General features: G+C 62.1%; 10 protein-coding genes. 3 read left to right on the forward strand and 7 right to left on the reverse strand.

Features of this window, described 5'->3' with window-relative positions; translation table 11 throughout:
- Position 1: 1 nt before the first annotated feature.
- Entirely contained in the window at positions 2–6,547 is a 6,546-nt protein-coding gene (locus tag AU074_RS08175; protein ID WP_076014291.1) for a non-ribosomal peptide synthetase, read from the reverse strand.
- Positions 6,548–6,702: 155 nt separating this feature from the next.
- On the reverse strand, positions 6,703–7,686 hold the full coding sequence (locus AU074_RS08180) for a TauD/TfdA family dioxygenase (RefSeq protein WP_076014292.1): 984 nt from the start codon (positions 7,684–7,686) through the stop codon (positions 6,703–6,705).
- 189 nt (positions 7,687–7,875) lie between these two features.
- Between AU074_RS08180 and AU074_RS08185 the strand changes: the two genes are divergently transcribed.
- Together AU074_RS08185 and AU074_RS08190 are read left to right on the forward strand one after the other, a co-directional pair.
- The gene (locus AU074_RS08185; RefSeq protein WP_076014293.1) at positions 7,876–8,127 is read left to right on the forward strand and encodes a type II toxin-antitoxin system HicA family toxin; all 252 of its coding nucleotides are present in this window, start codon (positions 7,876–7,878) and stop codon (positions 8,125–8,127) included.
- Complete coding sequence (locus tag AU074_RS08190) at positions 8,124–8,480, forward strand: type II toxin-antitoxin system HicB family antitoxin (RefSeq protein WP_076014294.1); 357 nt, start codon at positions 8,124–8,126, stop codon at positions 8,478–8,480. Before AU074_RS08185 ends, AU074_RS08190 begins: the two co-directional genes overlap by 4 nt.
- Here the strand turns inward: AU074_RS08190 and AU074_RS08195 are convergent, their stop codons facing one another.
- On the reverse strand, positions 8,481–9,653 hold the full coding sequence (locus AU074_RS08195; RefSeq protein ID WP_076014347.1) for an MFS transporter: 1,173 nt from the start codon (positions 9,651–9,653) through the stop codon (positions 8,481–8,483).
- A gap of 133 nt (positions 9,654–9,786) precedes the next feature.
- Between AU074_RS08195 and AU074_RS08200 the strand changes: the two genes are divergently transcribed.
- Positions 9,787–10,371 (forward strand): TetR/AcrR family transcriptional regulator, encoded by a 585-nt coding sequence (locus AU074_RS08200; RefSeq protein WP_076014295.1) that lies wholly within the window; start codon positions 9,787–9,789, stop codon positions 10,369–10,371.
- A gap of 948 nt (positions 10,372–11,319) precedes the next feature.
- Here the strand turns inward: AU074_RS08200 and AU074_RS08210 are convergent.
- From AU074_RS08210 to AU074_RS08230, 4 genes are all read right to left on the reverse strand, one after another.
- Positions 11,320–12,831, reverse strand: coding sequence for an MDR family MFS transporter (locus tag AU074_RS08210; protein WP_076014296.1), 1,512 nt, complete (start codon positions 12,829–12,831; stop codon positions 11,320–11,322).
- Complete coding sequence (locus AU074_RS08215; RefSeq protein WP_076014297.1) at positions 12,821–13,951, reverse strand: HlyD family secretion protein; 1,131 nt, start codon at positions 13,949–13,951, stop codon at positions 12,821–12,823. The genes AU074_RS08210 and AU074_RS08215 overlap by 11 nt, the downstream gene beginning before the upstream one ends.
- Positions 13,948–15,396 carry an efflux transporter outer membrane subunit gene (locus tag AU074_RS08220; protein WP_083676646.1) on the reverse strand — a complete coding sequence of 483 codons (1,449 nt, stop codon included), beginning with the start codon at positions 15,394–15,396 and terminating at the stop codon, positions 13,948–13,950. The genes AU074_RS08215 and AU074_RS08220 overlap by 4 nt, the downstream gene beginning before the upstream one ends.
- A 463-nt stretch (positions 15,397–15,859) precedes the next feature.
- Positions 15,860–17,101 (reverse strand): hypothetical protein, encoded by a 1,242-nt coding sequence (locus tag AU074_RS08230; protein ID WP_076014299.1) that lies wholly within the window; start codon positions 17,099–17,101, stop codon positions 15,860–15,862.
- Positions 17,102–17,199 lie beyond the last annotated feature (98 nt).

Genomic DNA, 17,199 nt, shown 5'->3' on the forward strand with positions numbered 1-17,199 from the left:
TTCAAGCCTCCGTCATTTCGTTCATCAGTTGCTCGATATCGGACAAGCCCGCTTCAGTCAGCGATTGGCCGGCACTTTCCAGGGTTCGTGAAAACTCACTCAAGACAGGTGTCTCGAAGATCTGGCGAATTGGCATATCGATGCCCAGTTGGGTGTTGATTCGGGAAATCGCCTGGGCCGCCAGCAAGGAGTGGCCGCCCAGCTCAAAGAAGTTGTCGTGCATGCCGACCCGCTCGATGCGCAGCACCGTGGCCCAGATGTCACACAGTTGTTGCTCAAGCTCCGTGGCCGGGGCCACGTAATGGGCCTGCATCTGACGGGCATCCGGGGCCGGCAAGGCCTTGCGGTCGAGCTTGCCGTTGGGGGTCAGGGGCAGCTCGGCCATCCACATCAGGTGCGCGGGCACCATGTAGTCCGGCAGGCTGCTTCTCAAGTCCTCGCGAATGCGCCCCAGCAACGCGGCCTGGACCTCGGCGTCGGCATGCAGGATGGCCGCATCGGTCGGCACCAGGTAGCCCACCAGTTGCTTGCCGAGCACGCCATCGATATCGATGACCAAGGCGTCGCCCAGCGCCGGGTGCTCCAACAGCCGCGCACTGATTTCCCCGAGTTCGATGCGAAAGCCACGAATCTTCACCTGATGATCAATGCGGCCGACGTATTCGATTACGCCGTCTTCAACGTAGCGTGCCAGGTCGCCCGTGCGGTACAGGCGACCTCCAGGATGTTCGCTGAACGGGTCGGGGATAAAACGTTCCGCCGTCAGCGCAGGGCGATGGTGGTAGCCGCGCGCCAACAGGCCGCCGCCGATCTGCAGCTCACCAATAGCGCCGGGAGCGGTCAGGGCCGCACCGTTATCCAACAGGTAAATCGAGCGCCCGCCCAAGGCCTTGCCGATAGGCATCAACGCCGGCGGTGCCGAACTGTCTGGCGCCGCGAACGCCGTGCAGTCATGAGCGGTGACAGTAACGGTGGCTTCGGTCGGCCCATAGGTATTGAGCAACCGTACATGGCCCAGGCCTGCCTGTTTCCACGCCACGACACCCTCCGGCGGCATGGCTTCGCCACCTGCGTGCAACTGGTGCAGGCGCCCGTAATCGCGCGGCCCCTTGGCGGCGAAGTCCTTGGCCAACATGAACCAGTAGGCAGTGGTCAGGTCGACCACGCTGATGTCCTTGTCGATCAATTCACGGTAGAACGTTCCGCTGTCCCACAACGCCGGCCCGCGTATCACCACCGAGGCGCCGCACGTGAGTGCGGGGTACAACTGCTCGACAAACCCATCGAAGTTGAAGGTGGCGAATTGCAGGATCCGGTCGCTCGCCGACAGGTTGAAGAACCCCAGCGATACCTGGGCGTGCAGGCTCAGGGAGCCCTGATTAATCGCCACGCCCTTGGGCCGCCCGGTGGAACCCGAGGTGTACATCACATACGCCAGGGACTGCGGGTCAACAGGCACGGCCAGGTTGTCGGCGCTGTAGGCGGCGAGCCAGTCGTCCGGCTGGTCGAGGCACAGGCTGGGCAGCCCCGGCGGAATCGGCAGCCGGGACTGCAGGGCCGTCTGGGTCAGCAGCAGGACAATCGCGCTGTCTTCCATCATGTAGGCCAGGCGCTCACGGGGATAGTCCGGGTCCAGCGGTACGTAGGCGCCGCCGGCCTTGAGGATGGCCAGCAGGCCGATCACCATGTCCAGGCTGCGCTCAACGGCAACCCCAACCAACACTTCCGGCCCCACACCCAGTTCACGCAGCTTATGGGCCAGGCGGTTGGCCTGGCGATTCAGCTCGGCGTAGCTCAGTTGCTCATCACCCATCAGCAGCGCCGGTGCCTGGGGCTGCTCGTGCACACGCGCTTCGAACAGGCGCGCCACGGCGGTATCGGCCAAGTGGGTGGTCTGTGCACCCTGGCACCAGTCGCGCTCAAGGCGTACCTGCTCCTGCGGCGAGAACAACGGTAACCGGTCGACGCTCACTTGGGGTTGTGCAGCCAGGGCGTGCAACAGGTTCAACCAATGTTCGGCCATGCGTTCGATGCGGGCGTGGTCAAACAGGTCGCTGGCGTACACAAACGTCGCCAGTACACCATCCGAACGCTCCACGGTATCGAGCGACAAATCAAACTGCGAGGTGCCTTCGATCAAGTCGAGTTCCTGCACATCCGCACCGATCAGGCTCTGCCCGGTGACCTGTTCGCCCAGGTCACGCATGTGGTTGTACATCACCTGGAACAACGGGTTATGGCCAAGGCCACGCTCCGGCGCCAACTCCTCCACCAGCACGTCGAAGGGGATGTCTTTGTTGGCCTGGGCCTGCAGGCTGGTTTCCTTGACCTGGGCCAGTAGCTGATTGAAGGTCGCGGTAAAATCCACCCCGACCCGCACCACCAGGGTGTTGACGAAAAAGCCAATCAGGCCTTCCAGTTCCAGGCGGTTGCGGTTGGTCACCGGCACACCGACGTTGATCTTTTCAGTGGCACTGTAACGCGCCAGCAGCAAGCCGAAAGAAGCCAGGAAAATGTGGAACAAGGTGGCATTGGCGCTCACCGCCAAGCGGCGCAAACCGGCCGCCAGCTCAGCGGGCAGGCGCACGTCGATGCGCCCGCCGCGGTAGCTCTGGACCTGCGGCCGAACGCGGTCGGCGGGCAGCTCCAGCACGCTGAAGTCATCTTCCAGGCGGGCTTTCCAGTAGCCCAGTTGGGCCTGCATCTGCCCGTCGTTGAGGCGCTCGCGCTGCCACGTGGCATAGTCCGCGTATTGCACAGCCAGCGGCGCAAGCGCGACAGGTGCCTGCCCCGAAACCCGGGCGTTGTAGCTGGCGATGCACTCACGCACCATCACACTCATGGACCAGCCATCGGAAACGATGTGGTGCAGCGTCAGCAACAGCAAATGCTCCTCGGCCCCGACTTGCAGCAGTTTGATACGCAGCAACGGGCCGTTCGCCAGGTCAAAGGGGCGCTGGATCTCCTCCTGCAACTTGAGCTCCAAAGCCTGGCCCTGCAACGCACCGATGCATTCCTCGGCGAGGGGCACCGAAAGGCTCGGCAGGACTTTCAGACAGGGCACGCCCTGCTCTTCGACAAACACCGTGCGCAGGCTTTCATGGCGTGCCACCAGCGCATCGAATGCCGCGCGCAGCGCCAGCTTGTCCAGGGAACCGCTGACTCGCACGGCCATTGGCGTGTTGTAGGCCGAGCTCTGCGGGTGAATTTTCCAGAACAACCATTGCCGGTGCTGGGCATGAGACACCGCAAGGTTCTGCTGGCGATCAAGGATTCGAAACGGCGCGTCATCCGCGCCGGCCTGGCCGGTGATCTCGGCGCAGAAACTGCGCAAGTCCTGGGTGTCGAACAGCAATCGCAACGGGATATCCAGCCCCAATTGACGGCGCGCCCGGGAGACGATTTGCGTGGCCAGCAACGAGTGACCGCCCAGTGCAAAGAAGTTGTCGCCCAACCCCACACGCTCGACCCCTAGCACCTCTGCCCAGATGCTGGCCATGAGTTTTTCATGGTCGGTGACGGGAGCCTCGTACTGCCGCTCATCACTCGTAGCGCCTGGGGCCGGCAAACGGCTGGCGTCGACCTTACCATTGGCAGTGAGGGGCATTTCATCAAGAAACACGATCTGCCCAGGGATCATGTGCTCGGGCATAAAGCCCCTGAGAGCCTTTTGCAGCTCGACGCCTGAAGCGTTCAGGGCCGCCTCATCCTGTGGCGCCTGGCTGGCAACCACGTACGCAACCAGTTGCAGCGCATCGGGCACACCGGTGACCCGGACCAGCGCCTTCCTGACGCCCGGCAGGTCTTGCAGGCGCTGCTCGACTTCGCCCGGCTCCACCCGATAACCGCGAATTTTCACCTGATGGTCCATGCGCCCGATAAACCGCAAAGCGCCAGTCGGGTCACGCCGCACAAAGTCGCCGGTACGATACATCCGCGAGCCGGCAGGGCCGTGCGGGTCCGGCACGAAGCGCTCGGCCGTCAGCCCCGGACGAGCAATGTAACCGCGCGCGAGACCAACGCCCGCGATGTGCAATTCACCCTTGGCGCCGCCGAGTGTTGGCAGCAGGCTCGCGTCCAGTACCTGTACCCGCACGCTGTCCAGCGGGTCACCCAAATGAAGCGGTTGCCCGGCGACCAGCGGCGCCGTCAGCGCCCCCACCGTACCTTCGGTCGGCCCGTAGTGATTGATGACCGCAAGCGCTGGAGAAAACCCGGCAATCCGCGACAGCAAAGCCTCGGAGCAGGCTTCGCCACCGAGAACCAGGCACTCGCGGGGCAACACTGCACCGCTGCCACTGGCCGAAAGCATGGCGTCCAGGTGCGACGGTACGATCTTCAGCGCATCGATCCGGTGTTCGGTCATGTAGGTCGCAAATGCATCCGCATCCAGCACCCGTTCCTTGCTCAACAGGTGCACAGTCTTGCCATTGCACAGCGCACCGTAAAACACCGTGTGCCCAAGGTCCGCAGCCGGGGTGGAAGTCATCGCCAGGTTCTGGATGTCGGCCATCGGCAAGCGCCGTGAAACAGCCTGCACGTAGTTGACCAGCGCACCATGGGAGACCGCGACCCCCTTGGGCGTGCCAGTGGTGCCGGAGGTGTAGATGATGTAAGCCAGATTACCCGGCGCAACCTCAACGCAAGGTGCCGTACCCGGCAGATCCGCGATGCGGTCGAAGGCGATCGACTGTATGCCCACCGGCAACGTTTGCGCCCAATTCGAGGGGGCGAGGACGTGAACAATGCCCGCATCTTCAAGCATAAAGGCCAGGCGCTGGGCCGGCTGGTCAGGCTCAAGGGGCACATAGGCTGCACCGCACTTGAGGATCGCCAGCATGCCCACCAGCATGCCCGGTGACCGGTCGGCCACCACACCCACTGCCTGCTCAGGCACAACCCCTGCCGCCTGCAACTGCTGCTGCAACTGCCCGGCCTGGCGGTTCAGCTCGCCGTAGCTGATGGTGTGGCCCTCATGGACCGCTGCCACACGCTCGGGAAAATCCCGGGCAACCTGTTCAATCAGGCTGTGCACGCAGGTGTCCGGCTCGACGGTAAGCCCGTCCTGAGGCCGCAATTGATCACCCAAGGGCCATTCACCGATGGGCAGTACGGTTTCCTGCGCCAGGCCCCGCAGCACCTGCACCCAATGCTCAGCCAGACGGGCAATGGTCGCCCGGTCAAACAGGTCGACAGCAAAGGTAAACGCCGCCTGCAACTGCCCGTCACTTTCAACGGTATCGAGGGCCAGGTCGAAGCGCGCCGTGGTCTTGGGCTGAGGGGATTTTTCCAGCACCAGCCCGGAGCGGGTCTTGATGGTCTGGACGTCCGTCACGTTCGCCTGGTGGTTGAACAACACTTGGAACAAAGGACTGTGGGCGGTGCTGCGGTCAAGGTTGAGCACCTCCACCAGTTTCTCGAACGGCAGGTCCTGAAAGGACTGTGCCTCCAGCGCGCTGGCCTTGACCCGGCGCAACAGCTCAGCCGTATCGATCAATGGGTCAATGTGGGTGTGCAGCACTTGGGTATTGATAAAACACCCGATCAACCCCTCGACCTCAGTACGCTGCCGATTGGCAACCGGCACCCCGACGCGCTGAATGTTTTGCCCGCTGTAGCGGTACAACAACACACTGAAGGAAGCCAGCATCAGCATAAACAGGGTGACATTGTGTTTTCTGGCGACACCCCTCAGTTGGGCTGCCAATTGCGGATCGATATCCACGGCGTACTGCTCGCCACGATGCCCCGGCACCGCAGGCCGTGGACGGTCGGCCGGTAATTCGAGGACCGGATGCTCGTCACCGAGCTTGTCCAGCCAATACGTCAGTTGCCGCGCCTGCTCACCCGCTTCCAGCCAACTGCGCTGCCACAGTGCGTAATCGCGGTACTGAATGGGCAAGGCCGGCAAGGTTGCCGTTTCACCCGAACTGGCAGCATCGTAGAGCCGCACCAGTTCATCGATCAGAACCCCCATCGACCAACCGTCGGCGACGATGTGGTGCAACGTCACCAGCAACAGGTGTTCGTCATGGTTTTTCTTCAGCAACTTGATACGCAGCAAAGGCCCTTGAATCAGATCGAACGGGGCAAGGGCTTCGGCACGGGTGACCGTGTCGATCCGCCCGTCGCGCTCAGCGTCTTCGAGCGCTGAAAAGTCGATGAATTCGACCCTGACCTCCCCGGCATCAAGGACGTGCTGAAGCACCTGGTCATCCTGCTCGCGAAACACCGTACGCAAGGTTTCGTGACGGCCCAGCAGACTATCGACAGCCTGCTGCAACGCTTGCCGATCCACCTCACCCAGCAACGTCACGGCCATGGGCAGATTGTAGGCACTGCCACGCGGGTCCAACTGCCAGGCAAACCACATACGCTGTTGCGCATAGGACAAGGCGTCCCGCCCCGCCACCTGCACATCGGACGCAATGGGAAAAAGCGAAAAGTCGACGTTCTCCGCTTTCAAGGCTTCAAGAAACAAATGCCGCTTCGGCGCAGGCAACTCTATAAAACGACGAGCGAGTCTAAGTGAATCTTGAGCGTTCATGCATTCCGTCCTTACTGATCTGCGGCCTGGCCTGCGGGCCAAGGCGTTTCCAGTAGAACGAGCAAGGGAGAGGCTAATTTAGCCAGGAAAGCCGCAGGCCGATCACCTGCACGCAACGCCGTTGGGCGCTGCGCCTGGGCTCGCCAAGTAAGGGTTCAGCGAGGTTGCTCGCTATAACCTTGTGCCATCGCCACGACCACCTTCCGGGGCCCGGTAAAGGGCGAACGCGCATGAGCGGCGAGCATGTTGTCGAGCATCAGCACATCCCCCGCCTGCCAGGGAAAACGGATAGCGCACTCGTCCAGTACCCGACGCACCTCGTCCAGCACCTCGGCCTCGATGGGCGAGCCGTCCCCGTAATAAACGTTACGGGGCAGGTCCTCTTCATCGACGATGTCCAGCAAGGTTTCCCGCACCTCGTCCGGCAGGTTGGAGACATGGAACAAGTGCGCCTGATTGAACCACACCCAATCGCCGGTCGACGGGTGCCGGGCCACCGCCTGGCAGGTCTGGCGCGTGCGCAGCTCGCCATCGTCTTTCCACTCCCACTCGATGGCGTGCGCTTGGCAATAGGCCTCTACCACACCCCGATCTTCGGTGTTGAATACCTGCTCCCATCCCACATCCAGGCCATTGCCATAATTGCGCACATACATCAGGCCCTTCTCGATAAAACGCTGGCGAACATACTCCGGCATTCGGCGGTACACCTCCCGACTATCGGCAATCGGCGTATCACCGCCGGTCTGCGCGGCAATCACGCTGTAGAACCAGATTTTCATTGGCCACTCGAGGGTGTAGGCCTGCTCGTTGTGCAACGGAATGCTCTGATGCGCAGGGTATTCGGTCGAGGTGTAGACGCCTTGGGTGACATTGCTGCGCGGTGTGGAGCCAAACTCGTAATTGAGCAACGGATGACCAAATGCCTGAGCAAACTGGCGAAACGCGTCCACACCGCCCACCTCAAAGCCGCGAAACAGGATGCCACCCGCCTGCGGCAGATGCTGTTCAACCAGCGGTTGAAGCTCATTGAACACATCCATCAATCCGAGACCAGGCTCCGGGGCCTCAATCAACAATGGCAAGCTGCCCCGCTCACTCAACAAAGGGAAGGCATTGAATTCCAGCAGTACGTTCATGTGGCTCGGCTCCAAAGGCACGTCGTCCCTATAAAACGAATCCGGAGGGGAAAAATTAGCGGGGGATTTGTTGCGCAGGCAGCAGTGTCATCAAGGGTTACATCAAACACCGAGTGGCTCGGCGAGGCTGTCCTATCATTGACTCAACCCATCAATTGCAACTACATTTAGTTACAGGCAAGGATCGCCGTGTCGAAAAATGAAAAGCTGCTGGCCAAACTGCTCAATGAGCAATCAGCGTTTACCTGGCCCGAACTCGTCACGCTGCTGGGGCGCCTGGGCTACACGCAAATCGAAGGGGCGGGTAGCCGGGTCAGGTTCGACAAGGGCGACCCCTGTGCAATGATCACCCTGCACAAGCCTCACCCCGGCAACGAACTGAAACACTACATTCGGCGCCAAATCATCGAACAATTGAAATCAGGAGAACTGATTCAGTGAACAATCAGCTGAAACACAAAGGCTACATCGGCTCCATCGAAGCCAGCATCGAAGACAATTGCCTGTTCGGAAAGCTGCTTTTCATCAAGGCACTGGTCAGCTATGAGGGTAAAACCGTCGCCGAACTGGACGCGGCCTTTTGCAACGCGGTAGACGACTATATCGCGACCTGCGAAGGCCTTGGGCAAACACCGGAAAAGCCCTGCAAGGGCTCGTTCAACGTCCGTGTCGGCCACGACCTCCATTTAGCCGCCGCCCTCGCGGCGACCCGGCAAAAAGTCACGCTGAACGACCTCACACGGCAAGCGTTGAACGAATTCCTGCAACATCGCGGCGCACTCGTTGCAGGGTAATCAGCCCAACCGCCGATACCCCAACACCGCCGCCCCAAGCACCACCGCCCCCGCCGCCAGCGCCACCCAGAACCCACTGGGGGCGCCGAAGTTGTCGATCATCCAGCCGGAGCTGGCGGCGCCAATGGCCACGCCGATGCTCAGGCCGGTGATCAGCCAGGTCATGCCTTCGGTCAGGCGGCTCGGCGGGACAATTTGCTCCACCAAGGCCATGGACACGATCAGCGTCGGGGCGAAGAACAGCCCGGAGATGAAGATCGCCGCCGCCAACCCGGGAATGTTCGTCACCAGCAGCAACGGCAACGTGGTGATCGCCGTGGCCACGCCGCAGTACAGGAACTGGCGCGGCAGCGGTGCTTTCAACTTGAGCGCGCCAAACGCCAGCCCGGCCAGACACGAACCGATGGCGTACACCGACAGCACAATGCTCGCGGCGGCTGGCTGGCCTTGATGCTGGGCGAAGGCGACGCTGACCACATCCACCACGCCGACGATAACGCCCATGGCCATCAACAGCACCATCAGGATCAACACCGAGGGCGAGGCGATCAGCCAACGGCCGTGTTCGGCGTGGTGTTCATGCACCGGTGGCTCAGTGCGGCGCTGCATCACGAATGCCGTCACACCCACCGCCAGGAACAGTGCCGCAATCAACGGCCCCGCTTCGGGAAACAGCAGCACACACAGGCCCACCGAAACCGGCGGGCCGACAATGAACACCACCTCATCCAGCACCGACTCCAGGGCAAACGCGGTTTGCAACTTGGGCTGACCGCGATACAACTCGGTCCAGCGCGCCCGCACCATGGCCGACATGTTGGGCATGCAACCGGCCAGGGCGGCGAAGATGAACAGCGTCCACGTCGGCGCCTGCAAGCGGGTGCAGAGCAATAGCAGCAACAGCGCGCCGCCGCCGATGGAAGCGGCCACCGGCAACACCCGGCCCTGGCCGTAACGGTCCACCAGCCGTGAGACCTGGGGCGCGCAAAACGCGGTGGCCAGGGCGAAGGTGGCCGTCACCGCACCGGCCAAACCGTAACCGCCGTGCACTTGCGACAGCATGGTGATCAAGCCGATGCCGGTCATGGAGATCGGCATGCGGGCGAGCATGCCCGCCAATACAAAAGCCCTGGAACCTGGCGCCTGGAACAGCTCGGCGTAGGGGTTTGCCATGTGTGTAACCTCTTCCTGAGCGCCCTGAAACTTGCTATTCGAGGTTTTCAGGGCAAAATACATACGGTGCGTATGTGATAAATCATGCGTAACATACGCACCGTATGTCAATCACCTATTGCGAGCCTTACCCATGAGCCGAGCCCGTGCCGACATGATCGAAGACACCCGCGCCCGCCTGATCGCCAGCGCCCGCCAGGCCTTCGCCACGCAAGGTTACGCCCAAACGTCGATGGACGATTTCACCGCGCGCGCCGGCCTGACCCGGGGAGCGTTGTACCATCATTTTGGCGACAAGAAAGGCTTGCTGGCGGCGGTGGTTGCGCAGCTCGACGGTGAAATGGACGCGAGCCTGCAGCGTATCTCGGAACAGGCCGTTAATCCTTGGGAAGGGTTTTGCGAGCGCTGCCGAGTTTATTTGCGCATGGCTCAGGATCCCGAGGTCCAGCGCATCGTATTGCAGGATGCCCCGGCGGTGCTGGGCGCAACTGACCAGCAGCAATGCGTGGACTCGCTGCGCCGTTTGCTCGATGACCTGATGCAGGCGGGCCTCGTCGAGCAGGCGTGCAGCCAGGCGCTGGCGAGGCTGATCAATGGCAGCCTGGTAAGCGCATCGCTGTGGATCGCTCAGGATGGAGACCCGGGGGCGCGGCTGGAAGAAGCCTTGCATGGGTTGGAGTTGTTGTTGCGCGGGTTGAAGCTCCATGTCGTTCGCTGAACGAGTGCGGCGGGGGTTGTCAGGATCCAGGGGGGCATATCCGTTATTTAGGTAACGGCCGCCTATGGTTCCGCTCTTACAGCGGGTCACTTTTGGCAAACGCCCGGAATGCCGGCCCAGCCAAAAGTAACCAAAAGGTCTTTGCCCCACCACTCGGTGCCTCGCCTAGGCTCGGCATGCCCGCACTCCGGCCCGATTCCGCGGGCCGCCGCGACGGGCCATCCATGGCCCGGCGCGGCTAAATCGGCTTCCCTGCCGATTTACCCGCTCCACCGTGCCTACTTGCGGCCATCGTGGTTGACGGGGCCCGCAGATCAAGATCAAAAGCAGATCAAGGGCACAGCGGCCTACAGGCCGGCTTGAGTGTTAGAAGCCAGATCAAAAGCCAGAGCGAATGCAGATCTGCTTTTCTGTGGGAGCGGGCTTGCTCGCGAAAAACCTGAGACCGCCGCGTTCATCCAGAATGCCAGCGTCATCGTTAACGACCTTCGCGAGCAAGCCCGCTCCCACATTTGAACCGTGCCCGCTTTAGCTTCTGATTTTGCTGTTGCTGTTGCTCCACCACACTCAAGCCGGCCTGTAGGCCGCTGTGCCCTTGATCTGCTTTTGATCTTGATCTTAGGCGCCCCGTTAAACCACGCTGGCCGAACGCAGGCAGTACGGAGCGGGTAAACCGGCAGGACGCCGGTTTAGCCGCGACGGTGCAGGGACGCCCCGTCGCGGCGGCCCGCTTCGTGCTGCCGGAGTGCGGGCACACCGAGCCCAAGCGAGGTGCCGAGTGGTGGGGCAAGAGCGTTTTGCTTACTTTTGCGCTTTTCAAAAGTGAGCCGCTGTAAGAGCGGAACCAATACCAGCCATCACCCAAATAACGGATATGTACCCAGCCCCCCAAACCATAAAAACCCACCCGAAACATTGCGCTCACCTGAGCGAACCACAACATTGACCCTAGATACGCCGCAACATCAACGCCGCCACCGCACACGCGGCCAACGCCACACACGCCAGAAAGAACGCATCACTGTAGGCCATCAAAAACGCCTGATGGCGCACACTCTGGTCCAGCAGGTCCAACACCACCTGATGCTCCGGCAACTGCTCCTGCAGCACCCCGCCCCCAGGCAAGCGCTGTTGCAGCACCGGGTCAAACAGCGTCACCGACTCACCGATCCGCGCCGAATGCACCCGCTCGCGCACCACCACCAATTGCGCCAGCAGCGCCGTACCGACCGCGCCCCCCAGGTTGCGCAGCATCGAGAACACCGCCGACGCCGACCCCGCCTGCGCCTTGGCCAGCCCATGCACGGCGAGCACCGACAACGCGACCATGATCAACGGCTGACCAATCCCGCGCACCACGATCGAGGGCACGATCACATTGCCGGCGCTGTCCGCCGACAGGTGCGCGCCCATCCAGCAGCCCAAGGCCATGATCGCAAACCCCGAGGCCACCAGCATTTTTGCACTGACCCACTTCATCAAGCGCGGCAGAAACGGCGCCATGATCAATTGCACCAGCCCATACGCAATCAAGCTCACGCCAATTTCGCTGGCGTTGTAGTGCTGCAATTGCGACAGGTAATTGGGCACCAGAAACACCAACCCGTAGGTGCTCGCGCCAAAGATAAACATCGCCACGCTGGCCACGCCAAAGTTGTAGTGCCCCAACAGCCGCAGGTTGATAAAGGCATGCTTGCCCCACAACTGACGGGCCACGAAGCCGATCAATCCCACCACCGCCAACAGCGTCATCCACACGATAAAGGGCGAGCCGAACCAGTCCTTGCGCCCGCCCTCCTCCAGCACGATCTGCAACGCGCCCAGGCCCAGCACCATGCAGCCGATGCCCAGCCAATCGCCCTGCCGCAACAGGCCGAGTTTCATCGGCTGGCGGTCGATGGACCAGGCCACCGCCGCCAGCAACGCAATCCCCGGGAACAGTTGCAGGTAGAAGATCCAGCGCCAGGAATACGCGTCGGTCAGCCAGCCACCAATCGACGGCCCGGCGGCCTGGGCCACACTGTTGGCCAGGCTGAACAAGGCCATGCCCAGCGGGATCTTGCTGGCCGGCAGCTCAGTGATGATCAGCTGGAATGACAAGGGAATCAGCACTGCCCCGGCCGCGCCCTGCACCACCCGGATCAGAATCATCACTTGCAGGTTGGGCGACAGCGAACACGCCACCGACGCCACCAGGAATATCCCCGAGCCCCACAGCATCACCCGGCGCAGGGAAAACACCTGCACCAGCCACGCGGTGAGGGGAATCATGATGATTTCCGCCACCAGGTAAGCAGTGGAAATCCACGAGCCTTCCTCAAAAGTCGCGCCCAGTGCGCCTTCGATTTCCGGCAGCGCGGCGCTGGTGACGTGCACGTTCATCCCGGCCATGAAGCAGCCGAACAGCCCGCCGATCACCGCTACCCAGGCGCGAAACGGCACACGCCCTTCAGCCTCCATGAACGTGCTCCTGGCTCACGGCGGGACGGGTGTTGACCGTGGCGATGACCGACATGCCCGGCAGAACCCGCGATTCGCCGGGCTCCAGGCGGATCTTCACCGGAAACCGCTGGACGATCTTGGTGAAGTTGCCGGTGGCGTTGTCTGGCGGCAACAGCGCGAACACGGCACCGGAGCCGGGGGCGATGCTTTCCACTTGGCCGTGCCAATGCGCACCGGCAAAACTGTCCACCGCGATCTCCACCGACTGCCCGGGCGCCATGTGCTGCAACTGGGTTTCCTTGTAGTTGGCAATCACATAGGCCTGTTCCACCGGCACCACCGCCAGCAGTGGCAGGCCGGGCATCACATACTGCTGGCGACGAACCTTGCGCTGGCCCACCACGCCGTCGAAAGGCGCGCGAATCTCGGTGTCCTTCAACGCATTGCCGGCCAGGGCGAGATTGGCCTGGGCCTCGCCGATGCGCGCCTGGTGCTCGACAATTTGCGCCTGCGCCTGTTGCCGGCGCGCCTGCAACACCTGCAACTGCGCTTGCTGCCGCGCAACTTGGGCGCGGGCTTGTGCCAGGGCCGCCTGGGCTTTGGCCTGGCTAGCACTGACGGTTTCGAGGTGCTGGGCGCTGGCCACCTGTTGGGCGACCAACTCACGATAACGCTGATAATCGAGCCGCGCGCGCCGGGCCTCGGCCTCGCCGCTGCTCAACGCCGCCTTTGCCTGGGCAATGCGTTGCTGCTGCTCGCCCATTTGCGCGTCGAGGGTTTGCAGCGAGGCCTGTTGCGCCGTCGCTGCCGCCTGCGCCTGTTGCAGTTGCGCCTGGGCGCTGTTCAGGCGCTCGGTGAAATCCCGGTCGTCGATACGCACCAGCACATCGCCGGCCTTGACCGGCTGGTTGTCTTCCACCAGCACCTGGGCCACATACCCGGCGATCCGTGGGCTGATGGCGACCCAGTCAGCGCGTACATAGGCATCATCGGTTTCTTCCAGAAAACGCCCCCATTGCCACCAATACCCGGCAAAGGCTGCAAGCCCCAACAGCGTGGCGAGCGATGCAGTGGTCACCAGGGCGCGACGATGGCGTTGCATAACGGTCAGGCGAATCGGTTCAACAGCCTGGTTCATGGTGTGGCTCCATTGACAGCGACAGATAAGGGGTCGGTTGTATCATCACGCTGCCAGCCGCCACCGAGGGCCTGGAACAGGTCGATCTGGCGATTGATCAGGCGCAGGTCGGACTCGGCCACGCGGGCCTCAAGGCCCACCAGGCTGCGCTCGCTGTCCAGCAGTTGCAGGGCGTCCAGCGCGCCGGCGTGGTAGGCCCGGGAGGCCAGGTCGAAGGCGCGGCGGTTGTTGTCCAGCGCGGCGGCCAGGGCCTCGCGCCGCTGTTGTTCGCCCTGGTACAAGGCCATGGCCTGCTCGACCTGCTTCAACGCGTTGAGCACCGTGCCGTCGAACCGCGCCAGGGCCTGGCGCGCTTCGGCCTGGCTCTGCTTGACCCGCGCCTGGGCAATCTGCCGATTGGGAAAGCGCCAGGACACCAGCGGCCCGACGGAATACACCGTTGCGTAGCGGTCACCGAGTTTGCCCAGGCTGCTGGCGGATGAACCGAGCATCGCGCCAAAGGTAATTCGCGGGTAAAGCTCGGCCCGGGACAGGCCCACCGTCGAGGTCGCCGAGCGCAGTTGCCCCTCGGCACGGCGGATATCCGGCCGCCGTTGCACCAGCGCCCACCCCTCGCCCACCGGCAACGCCGCCTGCAATTGCGGGCTGTGGGCACAGTTGCGTGGTGTGACCTGCTCGGGCGGCAACCCGCTGAGCACGGCCAACTCATACAACGCGCTGCTGCGCCGAGCCGTGAACATCGGCAAGGGCGCGCGGGTTTCTTCCAGCAGGCCTTGCAGGCGAGTCAGGTCCAGGTCCGTCGCCGCACCGGCCTTTTGCAGCTTTTGCGTAACCGCAACGCTCTGCTCCAGCAACTGCACCGAATGGGCCTGCACCTGCTCCTGCAATCCATAAACACAGGCCTGGGCATAAGCGCGGGCCGTCTGCGCGGCCACCGTCACCCGCAACTCGTCTTCCAGCGCTCGCGCCACCTGGGCATCGGCCCGTGCCGCGGCAATGCGATAACGCACCTCGCCCCACAGGTCGAGGGTGTAGCTCAGGGAAAACTCAGGCGCGTGGCTCCATTCGGCACCGGCATGACGGTTGGTGGCCTGGGCCAGGGTCTGGTCATCCCGGCTGCGACCGTAGGCCAGGCCATAATCCAGAGAGGTGGACGGCAGGCGCTCGCCGTCGACCTGTTCCAGCCGCGCCAGCAATGCGTCGACGTGGGCGGCAGCGGCTTCAAGGTCTTTGTTCTGGCGCAAGGCCCCCGCCACCAGGGCGTCCAGCTGCGGGTCGCGGTACAGCTGCCACCAGCGGGCGGGCAATGGCTCGGCCGACTCGACGGATAGCCGCGGCGAGGGCTGCGCGGTGACGGTCGACGGCTGGCCGGACACGCCACTGCACCCGGCCAGCACACTCAACAGGGCGATGGGCATCCATGGATGAAAAGAAGGGCTGTGCATCGCAAGGCTCGCTCAAGAAGGAGCCTTGCAGACTAGGCAGATGGCCTGTCCGATTCGCCCGCGTCAGGGCCATGTATCGTCGCTAAACGGACAACAGCGTTACATGACGCAACACAGCGTACGGGCGGAGCGGCCTACCTCTTAGCAGTACTCTTTGCTGACGACCCCAGAGCGCGGATCCTTCACAAAAACAATTCCCCCGCGACAGGAATCGACGGAGGGGGCATTCTTCTCGGTAACCCCTGTGGCGTAGGGAATTGGGGCATCCGTGTAAATCCCGGGACGGAAAACGGCGCTAAGCAATGTCCAACCCGAACTCTGTGCAAACTTTTCAAAATTAGCGTGATTGGATAGTTTTGATATTGCTACGCTGCTCGGCACGGCCCCGACCGCTATCGAAGCACACACCATGCACATGATCATTTTCCTGATGTTCATTGCCCAATCCTCCTTATTCTTTTGCTCAAGGTAATGTGGTCGTGACGCTGATCACAGTTTGCGCAGCGTCCAGCACCATACCCGCCATATAGCTGCCATTTTCAGAGATGACAGCCACTTGGCTGTTGCTCCCTCCGCCTATAGTGGGCACACAAACGCTTCCAGCCGACGGTGCCCACGTGCAACCCGTGATGTATTGACTGGGAGTGACAGCGTTCAACGTGACCCGGCTTCCACCGGCTATTGCCCCTGCGTCTCCCCATACACTTCCAGTGGGTAGCGGGATGAACTGGACAATCGGCAACGGCAAGGTCGACGGCTGCCAGGCAATGTACTGTCTACGCCCCTCGATTGTCGTTTGAACAACCAGAGCCAACCCAGCCTGATTAATGCCGACGGCGGTGTTCCTTGACCCCGTTGATAGCGTCAGCACCAAAGGCGCCGCTGTGTTGCTGCTCCAATAGGCACTTTTAGCGACGTTGGTCGCCGAGTTGGGATAAATACACGTACCGATGAACTGCGATGCGTTATTCGTTTGGGAAACAGTGCAGTAACTGGCCCCCGTTGGCAGCGCCAGCGAGGTCACGCTGAAAGCCGCCCCGGTCTTTTCAGCGACTTTCGCAGTAGAATTCCCGGCACTATTGGGACAGTTGAGCGCGATCATGAGATTGCCTGATGCCGGCAGATTTACATCGACGGCGGCACAGCCGTCTCCCCAATCCGATACACGCTGCGGCGCACCTGTACCTGCTGGGTAAAACACCACAGTGCCTTGGCGGCTCGCGTTAAAACTTGACCCGACAACATCGCCTTGGCCGTTGATAGCAGTGCCTGTGGTGTCAACGTCCTTGGGGCGAAGCAGGGGAATCAGAAGTGTGGCAGGCAAAGAATCCAGCTTGAGCGGTGTGGTGGTTGGAGACACCGAGCCCCACACGACTGCAAAGGAGGCATTGTTGGCATCCGAGCAATCCCCCACTGCTTGCCCCGAATGCGCAAGCCCCCATACCGAGCAAGGCTGCCCACTGACCAGCGTCGCCAAGGGTGATTGAGCACCGTGGGCAGCGCCATCTCCGACCCAAGGTACATTATTGGCGGTGGTGCTGGCGGGCGTACAGTTGCCGACGGTCATACCACTGTTATTGATACTCGCCGGCGTGCACTGGGCACCTGCCGACGATGAAAACGCAACCCATGTCGCGGCCTGGGCGCCCCCCAAACCCACAATCGAGAGACCGCCGACCAGTAAAAATCCATGTAGATGATTCATCTTCGATCCTTCCCTGAAAATAACTTTTAGGACTCATCCTGCTTGCCGCTGCGTTTACTAATGCCGCACAAACGAGATATTTACTACTGTCATTTCTA

It is taken from the genome of Pseudomonas sp. ATCC PTA-122608, assembly GCF_001952855.1.
Taxonomy (GTDB): domain Bacteria; phylum Pseudomonadota; class Gammaproteobacteria; order Pseudomonadales; family Pseudomonadaceae; genus Aquipseudomonas.